This window comes from Mesorhizobium sp. (assembly GCF_005063415.1).
In the GTDB taxonomy this organism is placed as follows: Bacteria; Pseudomonadota; Alphaproteobacteria; order Rhizobiales; family Rhizobiaceae; genus Mesorhizobium.
The window spans coordinates 101,733-119,294 of sequence record NZ_SUEG01000002.1 but is presented as its reverse complement, the minus strand read 5'-3'; the positions used below and the strand labels follow the sequence as shown (position 1 = coordinate 119,294).

The 17,562-nt window shown below is 60.7% G+C and carries 18 protein-coding genes and 1 pseudogene; 13 read left to right on the top strand and 6 right to left on the bottom strand.

What is annotated here, in order from left to right:
- The first annotated feature begins 29 nt into the window (after positions 1–29).
- Both E5W70_RS01640 and E5W70_RS01635 read left to right on the top strand, forming a co-directional pair.
- Positions 30–1,193: a mandelate racemase/muconate lactonizing enzyme family protein gene (locus E5W70_RS01640; RefSeq protein ID WP_292653719.1), complete on the top strand. Its 1,164-nt coding sequence runs from the start codon at positions 30–32 to the stop codon at positions 1,191–1,193.
- Between the two features lie 22 nt (positions 1,194–1,215).
- Complete coding sequence (locus E5W70_RS01635; protein ID WP_292653718.1) at positions 1,216–1,965, top strand: ribonuclease activity regulator RraA; 750 nt, start codon at positions 1,216–1,218, stop codon at positions 1,963–1,965.
- On the opposite strand, the gene E5W70_RS01630 is transcribed toward E5W70_RS01635, so the two are convergent.
- The 3 genes from E5W70_RS01630 to E5W70_RS01620 are packed head-to-tail and all read right to left on the bottom strand — an operon-like array spanning position 1,966 to position 5,531.
- Positions 1,966–2,787: an alpha/beta hydrolase gene (locus E5W70_RS01630; RefSeq protein WP_292653717.1), complete on the bottom strand. Its 822-nt coding sequence runs from the start codon at positions 2,785–2,787 to the stop codon at positions 1,966–1,968.
- An 11-nt stretch (positions 2,788–2,798) separates the two neighbouring features.
- Positions 2,799–4,286: an NAD-dependent succinate-semialdehyde dehydrogenase gene (locus tag E5W70_RS01625; RefSeq protein ID WP_292653716.1), complete on the bottom strand. Its 1,488-nt coding sequence runs from the start codon at positions 4,284–4,286 to the stop codon at positions 2,799–2,801.
- Positions 4,287–4,304: 18 nt separating this feature from the next.
- Positions 4,305–5,531, bottom strand: coding sequence for an iron-containing alcohol dehydrogenase (locus E5W70_RS01620; RefSeq protein WP_292653715.1), 1,227 nt, complete (start codon positions 5,529–5,531; stop codon positions 4,305–4,307).
- Positions 5,532–5,716: 185 nt separating this feature from the next.
- Here E5W70_RS01620 and E5W70_RS01615 point away from each other — a divergent pair, with 185 nt between their 5' ends.
- Positions 5,717–6,418: a GntR family transcriptional regulator gene (locus E5W70_RS01615; RefSeq protein ID WP_292653714.1), complete on the top strand. Its 702-nt coding sequence runs from the start codon at positions 5,717–5,719 to the stop codon at positions 6,416–6,418.
- A gap of 151 nt (positions 6,419–6,569) precedes the next feature.
- On the top strand, positions 6,570–7,163 hold the full coding sequence (locus E5W70_RS01610) for a DJ-1/PfpI family protein (protein ID WP_292653713.1): 594 nt from the start codon (positions 6,570–6,572) through the stop codon (positions 7,161–7,163).
- A 133-nt stretch (positions 7,164–7,296) separates the two neighbouring features.
- Here E5W70_RS01610 and E5W70_RS01605 read toward each other — a convergent pair whose 3' ends face one another.
- The gene (locus E5W70_RS01605) at positions 7,297–8,208 is read right to left on the bottom strand and encodes a GntR family transcriptional regulator (RefSeq protein ID WP_292653712.1); all 912 of its coding nucleotides are present in this window, start codon (positions 8,206–8,208) and stop codon (positions 7,297–7,299) included.
- A gap of 168 nt (positions 8,209–8,376) precedes the next feature.
- Between E5W70_RS01605 and E5W70_RS01600 the strand changes: the two genes are divergently transcribed.
- The 7 genes and pseudogenes from E5W70_RS01600 (at position 8,377) to E5W70_RS01570 (ending at position 13,010) form a co-directional block, all read left to right on the top strand.
- Complete coding sequence (locus tag E5W70_RS01600; protein ID WP_292653711.1) at positions 8,377–9,429, top strand: ABC transporter permease; 1,053 nt, start codon at positions 8,377–8,379, stop codon at positions 9,427–9,429.
- Entirely contained in the window at positions 9,426–10,211 is a 786-nt protein-coding gene (locus E5W70_RS01595; RefSeq protein ID WP_292653710.1) for an ATP-binding cassette domain-containing protein, read from the top strand. The genes E5W70_RS01600 and E5W70_RS01595 overlap by 4 nt, the downstream gene beginning before the upstream one ends.
- A 94-nt stretch (positions 10,212–10,305) precedes the next feature.
- Complete coding sequence (locus E5W70_RS01590) at positions 10,306–11,220, top strand: sugar ABC transporter substrate-binding protein (RefSeq protein ID WP_292653709.1); 915 nt, start codon at positions 10,306–10,308, stop codon at positions 11,218–11,220.
- A 91-nt stretch (positions 11,221–11,311) separates the two neighbouring features.
- A complete protein-coding gene (locus E5W70_RS01585; RefSeq protein ID WP_292653730.1) occupies positions 11,312–12,013 on the top strand; it encodes a zinc-binding dehydrogenase in 702 nt (233 codons plus the stop codon).
- A gap of 76 nt (positions 12,014–12,089) precedes the next feature.
- Positions 12,090–12,215, top strand: a pseudogene (locus E5W70_RS01580) (transporter); the annotation flags it as partial.
- 133 nt (positions 12,216–12,348) lie between these two features.
- Entirely contained in the window at positions 12,349–12,576 is a 228-nt protein-coding gene (locus tag E5W70_RS01575) for a hypothetical protein (RefSeq protein ID WP_023679266.1), read from the top strand.
- Positions 12,573–13,010: a TA system VapC family ribonuclease toxin gene (locus E5W70_RS01570; RefSeq protein WP_292653708.1), complete on the top strand. Its 438-nt coding sequence runs from the start codon at positions 12,573–12,575 to the stop codon at positions 13,008–13,010. Before E5W70_RS01575 ends, E5W70_RS01570 begins: the two co-directional genes overlap by 4 nt.
- Before the next feature lie 388 nt (positions 13,011–13,398).
- Here E5W70_RS01570 and E5W70_RS01565 read toward each other — a convergent pair whose 3' ends face one another.
- On the bottom strand, positions 13,399–14,526 hold the full coding sequence (locus E5W70_RS01565; protein WP_292653707.1) for an FAD-binding oxidoreductase: 1,128 nt from the start codon (positions 14,524–14,526) through the stop codon (positions 13,399–13,401).
- A 64-nt stretch (positions 14,527–14,590) separates the two neighbouring features.
- Positions 14,591–15,592 (bottom strand): SIS domain-containing protein, encoded by a 1,002-nt coding sequence (locus E5W70_RS01560; protein ID WP_292653706.1) that lies wholly within the window; start codon positions 15,590–15,592, stop codon positions 14,591–14,593.
- A gap of 101 nt (positions 15,593–15,693) precedes the next feature.
- Here E5W70_RS01560 and E5W70_RS01555 point away from each other — a divergent pair, with 101 nt between their 5' ends.
- Positions 15,694–16,560 carry a PfkB family carbohydrate kinase gene (locus tag E5W70_RS01555; protein ID WP_292653705.1) on the top strand — a complete coding sequence of 289 codons (867 nt, stop codon included), beginning with the start codon at positions 15,694–15,696 and terminating at the stop codon, positions 16,558–16,560.
- 161 nt (positions 16,561–16,721) lie between these two features.
- On the top strand, positions 16,722–17,558 hold the full coding sequence (locus tag E5W70_RS01550; protein ID WP_292653704.1) for an ABC transporter substrate-binding protein: 837 nt from the start codon (positions 16,722–16,724) through the stop codon (positions 17,556–17,558).
- Positions 17,559–17,562 lie beyond the last annotated feature (4 nt).

Sequence of the window (17,562 nt, the reverse complement as noted above, 5' to 3'; positions counted from 1 at the left end):
GGGCGAATGCGCATGAAACGTGGGCGCGGATGACTGAGAAGCTTAAGATCACCGCGATCAAGCCCTATCCGGTGTGGGTGGGAACGCGCAACCAGATGCTCGTCAAGGTCGAGACCGACCAGGGCATCTTCGGCTGGGGCGAGAGCGGCTTGAGCGGTCGCGAGAGGGCCGTGGCCGGCGCGGTCGAGCACTATCGCGAGTTTCTCATCGGCCGCGACCCGATGCAGATCGGGCGGATCTGGCAGGAGGTTTATCGCAGCCAGTACTTCGAAGGCGGGCGAGTCCTTCAGGCGGCGATTTCCGCCGTCGACATCGCCCTTCACGACATCAAGGGCAAGGCGCTGGGGGTGCCGGTCTATGAGCTGCTGGGCGGCAAGCAGCGCGACCGCATTCCCACCTTCGCCTCGACCGGCGACGAGGCCGAGGGCGATGTTGCCATCGAACGGGCCCGCGAACTTCGCGCACAGGGGTGGCAGGCGATCCGCTTCTTCCCCTTCGGGCAAAACAGCAAGGACATCTTCGAGCCGCGCGAGTCCATCGGCGCTACCGCGGCTATGCTGAACAAGGCGCGCGAGGCGCTGGGTGGTGACGTGGTCATCGGCCTTGACTATCATCATCGGCTGTCGGTGGCAGAGGCGGCGAGCTTCTGCAACAAGCTCGGCCGCGGCGTGCTTGATTTCCTCGAGGAGCCGATACGGGACGAGACGCCGGAGGCCTATGAATCGCTGCGCACGATGACCGAAATCCCCTTTGCCATCGGCGAGGAATTTGCCAGCAAGTGGCAGTTCCTGCCCTACATCGAGCGCGGCATCCATCAGTTCAACCGGATCGATGTTTGCAATGTCGGCGGGCTCACCGAGGCGATGAAAATCGCTGGCTGGAGCGAGGCGCACTATGTGGACCTGATGCCGCACAATCCCCTTGGTCCCGTGTGCACGGCCGCGACCGTGCATCTCGCTGCCGCGGTACCCAACTTCGCGTGGCTCGAGACCAGGGCGCCCGAAATAAAGCTGGGCTTCGACAATTCCGACTTCTTCCCCGTGCAACCACGGCTCGACGGGACCGATTACCCGGTCGGCGATCTGCCGGGGCTCGGCGTCGAGGTCAACGAAGTGGCGGTCCAGGCGCAGAGTTTGCGTTTCTGGGAAGCGCCTCACCTTAAGCGCCGCGACGGTTCTGTTACGAACTGGTAGTTCCATTCAATCGGAGTCCACAATGACGCATACGTCCGACATTACGCGGCCGCCTAAAGACCTGATCGACGCGCTAAGGGAGATCGGCGCCGCGACGGTTGCCGGCACGCTTGGCCACATGGGCTTCCGCAATCCGCACATGGTTGGTCCGGTGGCGCAAAACCACGGGAAGTCGATCGTGGGGCCGGCGCTGACGCTGCAGTTCCTGCCGCAGCGGCCGGACCTCTTCACCGAAGGAGAATATGCCGATCCGGAGACGCAACTGCACCGGCACGTGCTCTATCACGCGCAGGAGGGCGATGTGGTCGTGGTCGACGCGCGCGGCGACATGAGCTCGGGCGTCTTCGGCGATATGATGTCGACGTATTTCAAGGGCAGGGGCGGGGCGGGTATCGTCATCGATGGGTGCATGCGCGACCGGCCCAATGTCGAAAAGCTCGACCTGCCCCTATGGCTGCGCGGCTGGACGCCAAACTATCATGTGCAGACCAGCATCTATCCCAATGCCGTCAACGTTCCGATTGCCTGCGGCGGTGTCACGGTGATCCCCGGCGACATCGTCGTCGCCGACGACGACGGGGTGGTTGTGCTTCCCGTCGCAATGGCCCCGAAGGTGATCGAAGAATCACAGAAGCATCACGATTGGGAGGAGTTCTCGCGAGCGAAGCTCATGGAGGGCGGCCCGTTGCAACGCTACTATCCGCTGCATGACGATGCCCGCGGGGAGTACGAGGAATGGCGCAAAGCAAACCGCCTGGAGAACCCGAGATAGTCAGCAGGCCTTGGCGATCAGTTTTGCCAGGCAATCGCCAGCCTCAGTCCCCGGCACGCCAAGATCTCTGACGCTGTCCATGTGGTTGCGGTTCGGGAGCACATGCGACGTTACCAACGATCCCTGCCGCAGCAAGCTTGCTTTGAATCGATCGGCTTGCTGATGGAAGGGTGGCGTCTCGTTGGCTCCGACCAGAACCGCCGTCTTGGTTTGAGGATCATGCCGACAGGCGAGAGGTGTGAACATGGCGACTTCCTCGTCTGTTATTCCAATCTCGTTGGCGAGAAAGGAATCCTGTAGCGGCTTCAAATCGTAGAGCCCGCTCAGCAGAAGGGCTGCCCTCACATTCGAGGGGGTATGCTCGCCCTCGAACAGAAACGTTGCAAGATGGGCTCCTGCCGAATGACCACTGACAGTCAGGGCCGTCGGGTTTCCACCATAATCGGCGATGTTGGCCAGGATCCACTGCTTGGCGCGGCGCACCTGGTCGACGATCGTCGCCATTCGGACCTTGGGCATCAGAGCATAATCAACGATGACGGCAATGGCCCCGGCCTGGGTAATCGTCGTCGCGACACATGAATAGTCGTGCTTGGAGAACATTCTCCAGTAGCCGCCATGGACAAAGATGTGCACCGGAAGCGCCGTTCTTTTGCCCGCGGGAAAGAACAGGTCCATGGTTTCGGTCGGATCCGGTCCGTAGGCCACGTCTGCGGCCATCGCAATGGCGGCGCGGGCGGCCTCGCTGCGGTCAACAATGTCCTGCACGATTTGGTCAAAGTCAGCGACGTGGTCGCGGATGCGAAAGGGATCGCCTTGCATTCTTCTTCTGCTCACATGCTGACGGCGAGGTATTTCGGCTCCATGAACTCGGCAATGCCGTGATGCTGCCCTCCCTCGCGGCCGAGCCCGCTCTGCTTGACGCCGCCGAAGGGGGCTGCCGGATCGGACATCAGCCCGCGGTTGAGAGCGATCATCCCGGCCTCGATCCGGGAGGCCACCCGCATGCCGCGCGCCAGATCGCGCGTGTAGATGTAGGCAGCAAGCCCATATTCGGTGTCATTGGCGCGCTCGATGACCTCGGCCTCTGTTTCGAAGCTCGAGATTGGCGCCACCGGCCCGAATATTTCCTCTTGCGCCATCTTTGCATCGCCCGGCACGTCGCGAAGCACCGTAGGAGGGTAGAAGAAACCACGTCCAGACCGGACGAAGCCGCCGCACATGACCCGCGCGCCGCGTGTGATCGCGTCAATGACGAGGCGGTCTATCTTCTCGACCGCCCTTTTCGTGATCATGGGCCCGCATTCCGTGTCCGGGTCGGTGCCGGCGCCGACCTTGAGCGACGACATCCGCTTCTCGAGGCCTTCGGAGAAGGCTTCGTAGATGCCAGATTGCACGTAGAGGCGGTTTGCGGCCGTGCAGGCCTCGCCGGCGTTGCGCATCTTGGCCACCATTGCGCCATCGAGCGCCGCTTGGAGATCGGCGTCATCGAAGACAATGAACGGTGCGTTGCCGCCGAGTTCCATGGAACACGAGACCACATGCCTGGCAGCTTCTGCCAGCAGAGCGCGGCCCACACCGGTCGAGCCGGTGAAGGAGAGTTTGCGCACTCGCGGATCGGCCAGCATGGCTGCCGTCACAGGGCCGGGACTGGAGGTCGTCAGGACGTTGACCACCCCTGGTGGAACGCCCGCGTCCTGGTAGAGCGCGGCCAGCGCGTAGGCGGTAAGCGGGGTCTCACTGGCCGGCTTCAGGATCACCGTGCATCCAGCGGCAAGTGCCGGCGCGATCTTGCGCGTTGCCATCGCGGCAGGAAAATTCCAGGGCGTGATCAGGACGCATATGCCGATCGGTTCGTAGTCGACCACGATGCGGTTGGTGCCGGAAGGCGCAGTACCGAATTCACCGGTAATGCGAACGGCCTCCTCGGCATTCCAACGGAAAAATTCCGCCGCGTACGCGATCTCGCCTCGGGCATCCCGCAGGGCCTTGCCGTTTTCCAATGCGATGAGAGTAGCCAGTGCCTCCGATCGTTCCGTCATCAACTCAAAGCAGCGTCTGAGGATCTCGGAACGCTTTCGCGGCGACGTTGTCCGCCAGCCATGGGCCGCCTTGGCAGCGGCGTCAATGGCGGCGGCCGCGTCCTCCAAGGTCGCATCGGGTACGGCAGCAATGATGGCTTCCGTTGAAGGATCGATGACCGGAATTACCCTGCCATCCGCGGACTGCCGCCATTGGCCGTCAATATACAGCCCGTGCGAAATTGTGTGGAAGTCGCTGACGCCCTGATCATCCGACAGAACCTGTGAAAACGTGTTCATCTCGATATTCCCGATTGTTTACATGACGCAGCTGGCGAGGTCGCCATCAAAGGCGGCCTGGACCAGGCGTCGCATGGACCTCAAATCGAATGGCCGCGGATTGTTCTTGATGAGGCGCTCGATACCGATCGCTTGTTCCGCCGTCCAATCGAGCTTGTCGGCAGGCAGCCCTAGCTCGGCCAACGTGGGGATGATCCCGATTGCCCCAAACAGCCGACTGACCTCGCCAATGGTCGCGTCGGCCAACTCTTCGGGCGTCCGGCCTTTTCCATCGAGGCAGAGCGCGCTGGCGATCTCAGCCATCTCGGTCGCTGCGGCGGTTCTGTTGTACTTCATGACGTACGGCAGCATGGTGGCGACACCCAATCCGTGAGGGGTGTGGGTTATCGCGCCAACCGGGTATTGCACGGCGTGCGCTGCCGCCGTGCCGGCCGTTCCGAACGCGCAGCCGGCTGCAAGTGCACCCATCATGACGTCGGCCCGGGCGTCCTCGTCAGAGGGCTGGCGGTATGCCGTTTCAAGGCTTCGGCCAAGCAGCTTGATCGCCAGCAGGGCGAAATGATCGGTCAAAGCGGTTTTGCCGATAAAGACATGTTTCTGGGGAAGGCCGGGATCGGTCCCACGCCTGACGGCGGTGAAGGCCTCGATTGCATGCGTCAGCGCATCGGCGCCTGCGATCGCCGTCAATGCCGGCGGGCATGTCATCGTCAGTTCAGGATCGCAGATGGCTGCGGCCGCGATCAGATACGGGCTGGAGATGCCGACCTTCAGCGTGCGATCCGGATCCGAGATCACGGCGACCGGGGTCACTTCAGAGCCAGTGCCGGCGGTCGTCGGCACCGCGATCAGCGGCAGCGTCGGGCCGGGCACCTTGAACTCGCCGTAGTAATCCTGGAGCTGACCGCCGTGACTGATGAGCAACGCGGCGCATTTGGCCATGTCGAGACAACTGCCGCCGCCAATGCCGATCACCATGTCGGGCGCGAACTTCCGTGCTTCCTCGACGCAGACGGCAACGGTGTCCCGGGGGACGTCGGGTAGCACACGGTCATGCACCAGGACGTCTATCGAGGCGGCTCGCAGCGCCGCGACGATCTCTCCGAACGGGTCCGTTGCGGCAAACCGTTCATCGGTGCAGACGAGCGCGCGACGTCCGAGTCTGGCCGCGACAACCGGAATGACGTGGCGTTGGCCCTTCCCGAAGAGGATTTCGCGCGGCAGCCTTAGGGCAGCGAAAAGGCTCATGATCTGCATCCTGTGATGGCTGGAAAGGCCGCGGGGGCGGCACGCTGTTCCAGCAGGGCCACCGCAAGTGCCATTGCTTTGTCTCGAAACGGCCTCAAATTATATCCTCTATAAAATCGTATAGGATATAGGATTGCATTAATCGGAGCATCGTGTTAGCAACTCGATGTGTCAAGAGGCAAAACATGCAGGCCATGAACTTACTCAATGCAGACGATACGAACCTCGGCGGCGGGCGTATCCAGCGCTCCAGCAGCCTGGTAGAGGACGTCTACGAAGCGATTTTTGCGCAACTCATGTCGTTGAAGATTGCGCCGGGTTCCCGGATCACGGTCGACAGTCTGGTCAAGGAGTTCAACGTATCCCACACGCCGATCCGCGAGGCGCTCGGCCGGCTCGAAGGCGAAGGCCTGGTGCTGAAGACGCATCTGATCGGTTACCGCGCTGCGCCGCAGATCACGAAACGGCGGTTTGACGAACTTTATGAGCTTCGCCTGCTGCTCGAACCTCATGGCGCAGCCAAGGCAGCCGCGCTCATGGACGAGGTAAAGCTCGCGCAGCTTCAGAAGTCGGCCGGCGTCATGGCGCGCCGTGAAGGCAAGGACGAGCGCCTGCGGTATTCCAACTTCGCCCGCCAGGATGCCATTTTCCATGACAAGGTCATGGAATTCGCCAACAACGAACTCGTGCGTGAGACACTGGCGCACCAGCATACCCACTTCCACATATTTCGCCTGATGTTCCATTCGCGCGTCACCGAGGAGGCGCTTGACGAGCATGAGGCCATTCTGGCCGCTTTCGATGCGGCCGATCCTGCCGCTGCCGAGCAGGCGATGCGTCGCCATATCGAGCATTCCCGCGACCGTTTGTTGCTGGCGTTCGACTGAGACCGTCCCGATGTGCCCGTACCCGTCGTCGATGATTATCCCGCAGGCCTGTGCCAACCAGAACTACGTCCCCGATTCACCCTTCTAGGAACTCAAGCCCACCTGGCGAGTACAGGTCTCGCCCGGTCGTTGTCACAGGAAAGGAAGTACCATGCCAGGCAAAAAGATCCTGATGCTGACCGGTGAATTCACCGAGGAATACGAAATCTTCGTCTACCAGCAGGCGATGGAAGCGGTGGGCCACACTGTTCATGTCGTGTGCCCAGACAAGATCGCCGGAGACCTGATCAAAACATCGCTGCACGATTTCGAGGGCGATCAGACCTACACCGAAAAGCTCGGCCACTATGCGCTGATCAACAAGACCTTCTCCGACGCTGAGAAGCAGCTAGAGCAATACCACGCCGTTTACTGCGCTGGCGGTCGCGGGCCCGAATACATCCGCACCGACAAGCGGGTGCAGGCGATGGTGCGCCACTTCCACGAAACCAAGAAGCCGATTTTCACGATCTGCCACGGCGTGCAGATCCTGATCGCGGTCGACGGCGTCGTGCGTGGCAAGAAGGTCGGCGCGCTGGCGGCGTGCGAGCCGGAGGTGACGCTTGCGGGCGGAACCTATATCGACCTGTCTCCAACGGAGGCATATGTGGACGGGACGATGGTTTCGGCAAAAGGCTGGACGGCGCTTGCAGCGTTCATCCGCGAATGCCTGAAGGTGCTGGGAACGGAAATCCGCCACGCTTAGGGCCTCTTCCGACGCATCTCAAAGGGGTGCGTCGGTTCCCTTCTGGAAGGGAAACTTGTCACCGCCAGTTCGGCCCGGATCGTAAAACGCCTGCACCACGCTGAGTTTGCCTCCCAGGATCAGAAGCATTTCGTCATGCATTGATGCTCGACTCATCAAATGCTGTGAGCGAGCGCATCAGTGTTTCCCTTGCTGAAGCCAGATGCGCTCGGCAGGCCACCTCAATCCGAGTGGAGTTGCGGCTCTCAAGCGCACCGATATAGGCAATGTGTTCGTGGATTGCGGCAAGGTTGCGCTGCTTTTCGTCGTGCTTGTTCCACTGATAGTGGTAGTGAAAAATGAACGTGATGATGTCGTAGAAATCATCGATGAAGCGGTTCTGTGAGGCCTCGTTTATGAGCCGGTGAAACCGGTTGTCCAGGCCGGAGAAGTCGTGAAAGCGGCCTTCAATTCGCTCCAGCAGGTCGGTATGCGCCATCTTGAGCGCGGCGAGTTTCGACCATAGCGGAGAACTGTCCGGCTGCAGTGAAAACAGTTGTGCCGAACGCAGTTCGAACATCACCCGGATCTCGAAGAGCTCAAGTGCAAAGTCTTCGGTGAAACCCTTGAAGAGCCAGCCTGTATTCGGCCTTTTCTCGATCAATCCAAACCGGCTGAAGCGGATCAGGAATTCGCGAATTCCATTGGTCGCAACACCGAATTGGCGCGCAAGCTCGAGCTCATTGATGCTGGTGCCGGGCCTGGTGTCACCCCGGAGCATCCACTCCATGAACTGCTGTTCGACATGCTTGGCGCGAGGCGTGGTTTCGGCGTCCGGATAGTAGTCGTTGTCGCCGACCGGGCGGCCCGTCGACCTGTGGCCGTTGCATTCGGTGACAAGTTCGCGATGAACCAGTTCCCGCAAAACCTTTCTGACGGTTGTGCGGCTGACGCACATTCGCCGTCTAAGCTCATTTTCGGAAGGAAGTTCACCGGCCAGTTGCCCGTCGCGCAGCATATTTGCAGCTCGATTGAAGGCCTTCTTGTAGACGGTGTCGGTTCTCATCGGATTTTCCTTGGGAACAATACCTTGTCCTTTTTAGCATGAACTTTATCCATAAAAAACAACTTGACCCGACCCGGCCGGTTGTTTTTTATCGATAAGAAGAGGACCTGAACACGAATTGAATTTTTGACGACGCGGCTCGCGCGAGCCGCGGCGGGGAGGGGAAATTTGCCTGAAACGGGAAACACCGGCACGACTGTCGGCGAAGCCGCGTTGCCAGCATCCAGGAAGTCAGAAGCCGTCCCCGGCCTTTCGCTTGGCCTGGTGCTGCTCAGCGCTGGTCCGGTGGTCATCCTGGTGCTGCTGATCGCCGTCCTCAGCTTTCTGTCACCCTATTTCCTGACGGGACGCAATCTCAGCAACATCCTCGCCCAGACGGCCGTCATCTCGGTTGTCGCGATGGGCCAGCATCTGGTCATCCTGACGCGCGGCATCGATCTCTCCGTCGGCTCGAACCTTGCACTGGCTTCCGTCGTCGGCGCGCTGAGCTTTCATGCCGGCGCCCCCGCCATCGTCGTGATCGCCGTGATGGTTGGCTGCGGTGCCGTGGTCGGCGCCATCAACGGGCTTTTCTACGTCTTCGGCCGGCTGCCGCATCCTTTCATCATCACGCTGGCGACGTTGAGCATCGCCAAGGGGCTGGCGCTGCAATTGGCCGACGGGCGCGCCATTCCTGGCATGCCGGATTCGATCGATGCGCTTGGACGCGACGCGGTCTGGGGTCTGCCTGGATCGGTGTTCGTTGTTGCCGGCGTTGCCGCGGTTCTTTTCATCATGGCTAAAACCATGGTCTGGGGGCGCTGGATTTATGCCGTCGGGGGCCGGCCCGACGCTGCATTGCGCATGGGTATTCCCGTGTCCTGGGTCCTGGTTTCCGTCTATGTCATCTCAGGGCTGTGCGCCGGCATCGGTTCCGTCATCCTTGCCGGCCGCACCGACGCCGGTTCGCCGTTGTTCGGCAATCTGCTGGAACTGGATACGATCGCGGCGGTGATCATTGGCGGCGCCAGTTTTCTTGGCGGTCGCGGCCACCTTGGCCATGCCTTGATCGGCGCCATCATGATCGGCGTTATTCGCAACGCGCTCAACCTGCTCAACGTCAACGTCTTTTTCCAGCTCATCGTCATCGGCGTGGTTATCGTGATCGCGGTCGAGTCCGACGTGCTGCGCAACTACCTCGAAGGCCGCGTGCGCGTCCTGCAAGCCGGGAGACAATCGTGAGCGCCGTCGCGGCCGACGCCGATCATGCCGCCGCCTCCGAGCATCCCGTCTTGGCGGTACGCGGTGCTACCAAGCGTTTCGGTTCGGTTCTGGCCCTGGACGATGTCAGCATCGAGGTGCGGCGCGGTGAGATCGTCGGCCTGCTCGGCGACAATGGCGCGGGTAAATCGACGCTAACCAAATGCATCAGCGGGGTGCACCAACTCGATGCCGGCGCGATCTTTTTGGATGGTGCGCCAACGCAGATACGCTCCCCTGCGGATGCGCGCTTCGCCGGCATCGAGACCGTCTATCAAGACCTGGCGCTCTTCGACAACCTGACGCCGGGACAGAACTTCTTTGCCGGCCGCGAGTTGGCTGGCCCGCAATGGCTTCCGCGCGGCCTGCGATTTCTGCAGCAGCGCCGGATGGACGCCGAGACCCGCGCTCTGCTGGCAAACCTCAAGGTTACGTTGCCGCGCCTGGATGCGGTCGTCGCCATGATGTCAGGTGGACAAAGACAAGCCATTGCAGTGGCCCGCTCGACCGTGTTCGCCCGCAAGGTCGTCATTCTGGATGAGCCGACCGCCGCACTGGGCCTGCGTGAATCACGCCAGGTGCTCAATCTGGTCGCTGCGCTCCGCGACCAGGGCAATGCCGTCATCCTGATCACTCACAACATGGAACACGTCGTCGAGCTCGCCGATCGCGCGGTGGTGCTTCGCCAGGGCCGCAGGGTCGGCGAACTGGTGCCGACCAAGGGCAACAAACAGGAACTGGTTTCCATGATCGTTGGAGCCTGACCCGTTCGAGATTTGAGGGCCGTTCCGGTCCGCAAATGCCTGAAGCGTCTCCCGCCGGGAGGCGCGTCAATTCCAAGGGAGGAATGCAATGTCAATGAACCGAAAATTATTCGCAGGGCTGGCGATCGCCGTTGCGTTTTCTATGCCTGCTTCGGCCGCAGACAAGATCAAGGTCGGCCTGATTACGAAATTCCCGGTGCCGTTCTACTCGACCATGGAGGACGCCGCCAAGAAATACGCGGCCGCTCATCCCGAAATCGAGCTGGTGACCGGCCAGGGCCAGGCGGCCACCGACATCGAAGGCCAGATCGCACTGATCGAATCCATGATCACGCAGGGCGTCAAGGGGCTGGCAATCACGCCGGTCGACCCGACGGTCGCGCCGGCGCTCGACAAGGCGGTCGCCGCCGGCATCAAGGTGGTTCTCGTCGACAACAGCATTCCCAACTGGAAAGGCCAGACGGCATTGGTCTCGACCAACAACCTCAACGGCGGCAAGATCGCCGGAGAGTATTTGAAGACGGTGCTCAAGAGCGGCGACAAGATCGGTATCTTGCAAGGCGTTCCCGGGGTGCCGGCTCTGGATGACCGGGTCGCGGGCATGATGGAGGGATTGGGCGACGTCAAGGTCGATGTCGTCGGCAAGGGTGCAACGAACTGCACGCTGGAACTTGGTACGTCAGTGACCGAAGACATCCTGACCGCCAATCCCGATCTCAAGGCGATCTACTCGGCCTGCGGTCCGCCGATCCCTGGAGCCGTCAAGTCGATCAGCAATGCCGGCATTTCCAACGACAACCTCATAGTGGTCGGCTTTGATGCCTGCTGCGGTGAGATCGAAGCGATCAAGTCGGGGGCGGAGGACGCCAGCGTAGCTCAATTTCCGACGAAAATGGGCGAGCTTGGCATCGACACTGTCGTCAAGGCCATCCGTGGGGAACCCGTCGAGGCCAATGTGGATACCGGCGCCGGACTGGTGACGCTGCAGAACGTCAAGGACTTCGAGTGATCCACCAGTGGTCCGGCGGATTGCACCGCCGGACCAGTTCCTGCTGGACTCCAGCTTAGCAAGGGGTGGAATTACAGTCATGGGCCCCACCATCAACGTCGTGCGATGCGCCGAGCCGGGCAGGCTGGTGTTTGAGGAGCAGCAGGCGCCAGGCACTCCGCCGGAGGGCTGGGCACTGGTCGATGTCGCCTATGTCGGGATATGCGGAACCGACTACCACATCTTCGAGGGCAGGCATCCTTATCTCGCCTATCCACGCGTCATGGGCCATGAGGTTTCGGGAACAATCGCGGCTATCAACGCGCCCATAGCGCAACTCAACGTGACCGTCATGGACGTCGATGCCGAGCGGCTAGCCTTTGCCGCAAGGCAATTGGGCTTCCTGGTGATCGACGGGTCGAAGGGATCGATCATCGAAACGATAGCGGCGCGAACTGCGGGAACAGGTTTCGACGTCGTCTTCGACGCAACGGGAAACAGCCGTTCGATGCAGTCTGCCTTTGCCTATGTTGCCCATGGCGGCGTCATGGTGATGGTCAGTGTCGTGCCGGACGACATAACCTTCTCCGATCCAGAGTTCCACAAGCGGGAAATGATGCTGATCGGCAGTCGCAACGCGACGCGTAGCGATTTCCGGCACGTCATTGCCTCGATCCGCGCTGGAAAAATACCAATCGACCAGCTCGTTACCCACCGCACCACCCTGCGCGACAGCCCACGCGATATCGCAATCTGGGCGCAGCAGAAGTCCGGTCTGATCAAGTCCGTTATCGACGTGGCGGGATCTGGCTGACTTCAGCACACAATCAAGATACGTCATCGCAGCCCTGGTGCTGCATTATGGGAGGGGGGAGTTGCTCGGCTACGCTAGGCTAAGCATCGCGCTTGACACGGTATTCGGCGTGGTTTTCCTCAGAGAACAATTGTTCCTGCCGAACTGGCTTGGCGTTTCACTGATTGCAGGGGGCGCAGTTCGCGTCGCATACAAAGGTTGAAGCCGTGGAGCGACGATCCTTCCGGCAGAAAACGTGTTCCGTGCAAATTCCGCCGGATATTCGCACCGCTTGAGCATCCGACGTTGCTGCTCTATATGATGCGTGATGATTGATGCGCACCAAGGAGGGCGATATGAGAACCACATTGGCGATCGATGACGACGTCCTGGTCGCGGCCAAGGCGATCGCCCGGCAGCAGGATCGCAGCCTCGGCGAGGTCATCACCGATCTCGCCCGGCGCTCGCTGCGCCGGCCCCAAGCCGGCGGCGAGCGTAACGGGATTCCTCTACTGTCGCCTCGGCCGGATGCACCTCCTGTCACGCTTGAGACGGTGAATGCCTTGCGAGACGAACTGCCTTGACGTTCCTGCTCGATGTCAATGTGCTGATCGCACTGATCGATCCTGGCCACGTCGCCCATGATGACGCGCATGGCTGGTTCGAAGAGACCGGTCACGCGGCATGGGCTACGTGTCCCATCACCGAAAACGGCGTCCTGCGCATCGTCGGCAACCAAAGATATCCCAATTCCCCCGGCTCGCCCGCCATCGTTGCGCAAATCGTTACCAAGTTGCGGGCTCTGCACGGGCACAGCTTCTGGCCCGACGATGTGAGTCTGGTTGGCTCCGGCGGCATCGATGCAGCGAAAATCCTGACCTCGGCACAGGTCACGGATACGTACCTTCTCGCGCTCGCCAAGGCGCGCGGCGGCCAACTTGCCAGCTTTGACCGCAAGCTGTCAGCGGCGGCCGTGAAGGGCGGGAAGTCTGCACTGCACCTGATTCCCGCAAGGTAGACCGCCGGACCCTTCGGTGCAGTCTGCCTTTCGATCGTCTTGGCTTTGAATTGAGGCTTCCGCAACTTGTCGAGCTCAGCGCACTCCAGTGGATCGCGAGCGGCTATCTGACCATAGTTTGTGGGGCATTCATCTCTACCCTGCGCGTTCGCGCTTGGACGCGCAGCGCTAACACTCGTCGCCGTCTCTGTTGCCTTAAGAGGACAACCCGATAAAACGATCATGTCACCTATCGCTCGGCAAGGGCACCTCAGCTTCTTAGCCTTGGCCACCCTCCGACCAACGTTGAAACCGCAGGAGACGGATATTCGCTGTTTACCGATTCTTGCCAAGATTCCTCAGGCGCGCGGCCCATCTGGACAGTTCGACCTCGGCCGCGATTGCCCTTTCAGCTGAAACGCTTCGCGCGGAAGCCTGCAAGCATGGGATGCGGATTGCCGGAGACGATTTCTTTGGCAAGCAACTCGCCGACGATCAATCCGAGCGTGGCGCCGCTGTGGCTAAAGGCGACATGAAGCCCGGCGACGGTCTCGACGGAGCCAAGCACTGGCTCGCCGTCGCCCGGGATGGGCTTCGGGCCAACGGCATAGGTAGCGAGTTGAAGCCGCGGATTGCCGTCGAGCACGGCACTAGCCTCGTCGAGCAGTCCTTTGACCGTCTTGTCGTGCACGGTGTAGGTTCCGTCAGAGTTGACCACGACCTCTTCCTCCGACCACGCCGAATCCAAAACAAGTGCGCCATCCGGCGTCGGGCGCACCGCCACGCGCGGCGTATTCAGCACGGCACGGAGCTCGGTCTTGACCGGTTTGGTCTTCAAGAGAAGTGAAATCGGCGTGGCGTCGGGGACACGAACTCCGATCTCCGCAAGCATGGCAGGCGTCGCTGGCCCAACGGCAAGGACCGCTGCATCCGCCTTTAACGGCATACCGTCGGCAGTGACGACGCCACGCGCGCGACCACCTGTGGCATCTATTCGCACGCGTCCAGCGTCCTGAACGAGCTTGCCGCCGCGGGAGCGGAACTCATTGAGCAGCAGATCGATCAGGCAGGGCAGGTCAACCCATCCTTCGCCAGGATTGAAGATGGCACCCTGCGGGGTGATGGCGCTGGCGTTGACGCCGGGCGTCACTGCGCCGACTTCGGCAGGGCCGAGCAGAAGCGCGTCATAACCAATATCCTGCTCCAGCTGGCAGATGGACGCGATCTGGTTCGTCTCATCATCCGCATCCCAGGTGAGGCCGCCGTCAAAGCGAAGCCACGACGCCGTTTCCGGCCTTGTGGCGGCCAGGGTCCGATAACGGTCGATGCCTGCAAGCCTCAAGCGGTGGTAGGCAGTGTCCGCACGTCGCGCTGAGTTCAGCCAGGAAAGTGAACGGCCGGATGCACCGTTGGCCGGCGCGCCGTCGTTGACAATGGTTACTTCAACGCCAAGACGAGCAAGGTGCAACGCGGAAGAGATGCCGAAAATGCCCGCGCCGATAACAACGACATGGCGCGGCTTTGGGGATGCAGTCATAGAGAAATCCTTCTTCGCAGAAGACGGGCTGGGGGTTGTTGGATCGCTGCAGAGTGCGGCGGAACTAATAGTCGGTGAGCTTCTTCATGTAGCGCCGGCCCTCAAGCATTGGCCGGCCGCGCAGACCGGCCAGCTCGTAGGCAAAACGCCATAGAGTGTCGAAGAAGACCAACGGCACGAGATAGGGTTTGATGTGTTCGGACATACCGCTGAGGTCGAGTTCCGCTCCATCGAGCACCAGGATGTTTTCCCGGCTGCCGTACTTGAAAAGGAAATCGCGGGCGCGTTCGGAAAGGCTCCGTGTTTCGTCCAAACCAAGCAAGACCACAAAGCAAGCATCCCGGTCCACCACCTCAAATGGGCCGTGAAAGAATTCGTTCGCGTGTATGGCTTGCGAGTCGTACCACTGCATCTCCATCAGCACGCAGATGGCGTAGGAATAGGCCGCACCATAGCTGGCACCGCTGGCCAGTGTGTAGATCGTATTGCACGGCCCAAAACGGGGTGCGAAGGCTTGAAAGCGGTCGGCATAGGTCCGGTGCGCGCGTTCGATCGACGGCTGAAGATAGTTCAGGCTCATCAGCAGATCGGCGGTTATCCCGGCACCCTCCCGTTCATCGATCAGGCCGGCGAGCAACATGTAGAGCACGCCGTAGTTGCTGCAGGCAGAATCGATTTCTTTGCCCGTCGTGTAGGAGGCCTGGTAGGCGACTGCATGGTCGACTGCCTTTGCGAGAGGCGATATTAAGTCGAGCGTCATGCCGATCGTCGCAGCGCCTCGATCTTTTGCATAATTGGCCGCTCGCACGGTTTCGTTCGTCGTTCCTGTTTGCGAGCAAAGGACAACGAGCGTGTCAGGTCCCAACAGTCGCGGATCGCGGCAGACGAACTCATCCGCGTTGTAGATGTCGCAGGCGAATGTGCCACTGTGACGGTCGACGAAGTACTTGCCTGCCATCATGATGGAGAGCGAGCCGCCGCACGCTACGAGGAATAGATGCGAAAACCGCCTGCCGGCCGTAGCGGTCAGGGCGCGTTGTACGTCGGCGGGCAGGGCGGAAATCATGAGCTTCCTCGTCTCGTTGGCAGAGCTAGGGGCCGGCGCACAATTGACAGGTGGCAGCCATTATGCGAACGTTATCACATCCTTAAACTGAAAGTCCTGCAATGGTCAAGATTGCCGCGATAGGCGATAACGTGGTCGATTGTTATCTCGCTCGCGGCGAGATGTATCCCGGCGGAAACTGCCTCAATGTCTCGGTCTATGTCAGCCGCTTCGGCGGGCGATCGGCCTATGTTGGAGCGATCGGCAAAGACCGGGCAGGGGACCTGATAGACGCCGCACTGGCGTCGGAGCGCGTGGACGTCACCCGATTGCGGCGCCTCGAAGGGCCGACCGCTTATTGCCTTATAGGTCACCGCAACGCCGATCGGATTTTCCTGGATTTCGACCTCGGCGTCTCGATGTTCACGCCGACGCAAGAAGATCTGGATTTTCTCTCGGCCTTCCAGGCCGTCCACATCGGCCAGTCCAGCGGGTTAGACCCGTGGGTTGCCGCGGTATCGAGTAAGTCCCTGTTGTCTTACGATTTTTCTACGCGGCGGGAACCGGAACATCGACGCGAGATTGGGCCCCATTGCTATCTGGCTTCGGTCTCGGGCGAGGGTCTCGACGACAAGGAATTGGCCGCACTCGCAGCCGAACTGCTTGGATGTGGTTCAAAGTGGGTTCTTGTGACTCGCGGTCGAGCTGGCGCGGTGCTTCACAGCGACACCGTCTCTTACCGATCCCCGGCGCGGCTGGTCGAAGCCATCGACACCCTGGGCGCGGGCGACACCTTCATCGCCAGAACGCTGTTCGGCCTGCTCAGCGAAGAGGCACCTCAAGACATTCTCGGCCATGCCGCGGAGGCCGCGGCGGCTACCTGCCAGTACTACGGGGCGATCGGCCATGCGACAGCAATCGATATAGGAAAGATGACGCCGGAGGTCCTCCGCGCAGCTCGGCACGTTCAAGACAGGAAAACCGTCTAGCTGCGAAATTCTGCGAAACAATTGACGCGAGAAATCGACGATGCTAGATAAAGTGATAACGTTCTCAGTCATCTAACTAAGCGCCACGTGAGAGCGTTTTGATGGATGAGACGTCGAGTGGGACCGCAGGCCGAGTTCGGCCAATCGTAAGAGGAGAAGACATGCAAACGAATTCGAGCAGGCGCCAACTGGTGAAATCCGGTCTGGCGCTGACGATCGCCCTGGTGACAGGACTTGGCACGCTAGCAGGATCAACGCAGGCAAAAGCGGCCGACAATCCTTATAACCTCATCGACCCGACAACGATCAGCGTCGGAACCATGGGCGATGCGAAACCCTATGTGTTCACCGACGCCAATGGCAACTTCACCGGCTTCGACGCTGAGCTCTTCCGCGATGTGGCGCGCCGGCTCGGGTTCAAGGAGGAGCAGGTTGTTTTTACTGGCCAGGAATTCTCGGCGCTGCTGCCGTCCGTCGCCAACGGTCGCTTCGACGTCGCTGTCGCCGCCATTGGCACGACCGCGGAGCGCAAGAAGACCGTGGATTTTGGCGACGGCTATCTCGCTGGCTACCTGTCGATCATTTCGGCTGATCCGGCTCTGACGAGCAATCAGAGCACCGCCGGAAAGCGCATCGGCGTGATCCAGGGAACGCTGCAGGAAATCTATGCCGAGAAGAACCTGAAGGGCGACATTGTCAAATTCCCGGACAACAACACTGCGGTGGCGGCGCTGAACAACGGGACGATCGATGGCCATTTCACCGACTATGAGTCGGCCAAGCAGTATGTGGAGCGCTATAAGAACCTGAACATAACAATGAACGTGCCGTCCTTCGATGCGCCAGCCGGTTTCGTAGTCAAGAAGGGCAACGACGCCTTCCGCGAAGCGCTCAACAAGGCACTGCGCGAGGCCATGGACGATGGCACCTGGAAACGACTGCACGAGAAATGGTTCCCGGGTACCCCGATGCCGGATCAATATCTGCCCAAGAAGTAAATTC